1 rRNA gene and 2 other annotated features (1 of these 3 only partly in view) are annotated in these 1,288 nt (G+C 54.2%); the gene reads left to right on the forward strand.

The features are described 5' to 3' along the window. Window positions 1–69: ribosomal RNA gene (locus ACSR9O_RS27270) — 16S ribosomal RNA — on the forward strand; it begins 1,559 nt to the left of the window's first position. Window positions 70–85: 16 nt separating this feature from the next. Next, window positions 86–831: a sequence feature (23S ribosomal RNA rRNA prediction is too short), on the forward strand. Window positions 832–877: 46 nt separating this feature from the next. Next, window positions 878–1,260 (forward strand) — a sequence feature (23S ribosomal RNA rRNA prediction is too short). Window positions 1,261–1,288 lie beyond the last annotated feature (28 nt).

Genomic DNA, 1,288 nt, shown 5'->3' on the forward strand with positions numbered 1-1,288 from the left:
GGGTGTCGATGGTAGGAGAGCGTTCTAAGGGCGTTGAAGTCAGACCGGAAGGACTGGTGGAGCGCTTAGAAGTGAGAATGCCGGTATGAGTAGCGAAAGAAGGGTGAGAATCCCTTCCACCGAATGCCTAAGGTTTCCTGAGGAAGGCTCGTCCGCTCAGGGTTAGTCGGGACCTAAGCCGAGGCCGAAAGGCGTAGGCGATGGACAACAGGTTGATATTCCTGTACCACCTATACATCGTTTGAACGATGGGGGGACGCAGAAGGATAGGGTAAGCGCGCTGTTGGATATGCGCGTCCAAGCAGTTAGGCCGGAAACGAGGCAAATCCCGTTTCCATTAAGGCGGAGCTGTGATGGCGAGGGAAATATAGTACCGAAGTTCCTGATTCCACGCTGCCAAGAAAAGCCTCTAGTGAGATGTAAGGTGCCCGTACCGCAAACCGACACAGGTAGGCGAGGAGAGAATCCTAAGGTGTGCGAGAGAACTCTCGTTAAGGAACTCGGCAAAATGACCCCGTAACTTCGGGAGAAGGGGTGCTTTTTAGGGTGAATAGCCCAGAAAAGCCGCAGTGAATAGGCCCAGGCGACTGTTTAGCAAAAACACAGGTCTCTGCGAAGCCGCAAGGCGAAGTATAGGGGCTGACACCTGCCCGGTGCTGGAAGGTTAAGGGGAGAGGTTAGCGCAAGCGAAGCTTTGAACCGAAGCCCCAGTAAACGGCGGCCGTAACTATAACGGTCCTAAGGTAGCGAAATTCCTTGTCGGGTAAGTTCCGACCCGCACGAAAGGTGTAACGATCTGGGCACTGTCTCAACGAGAGACTCGGTGAAATTATAGTACCTGTGAAGATGCAGGTTACCCGCGACAGGACGGAAAGACCCCGTGGAGCTTTACTGCAGCCTGATATTGAATTTTGGTACAGCTTGTACAGGATAGGTAGGAGCCTGAGAAGCCGGAGCGCCAGCTTCGGTGGAGGCGTTGGTGGGATACTACCCTGGCTGTATTGAAATTCTAACCCGCGCCCCTTATCGGGGTGGGAGACAGTGTCAGGTGGGCAGTTTGACTGGGGCGGTCGCCTCCTAAAGAGTAACGGAGGCGCCCAAAGGTTCCCTCAGAATGGTTGGAAATCATTCGTAGAGTGTAAAGGCACAAGGGAGCTTGACTGCGAGACCTACAAGTCGAGCAGGGACGAAAGTCGGGCTTAGTGATCCGGTGGTTCCGCATGGAAGGGCCATCGCTCAACGGATAAAAGCTACCCCGGGGATAACAGGCTTATCTCCCCCAAGAGTC

The organism is Peribacillus sp. B65, from assembly GCF_058513295.1.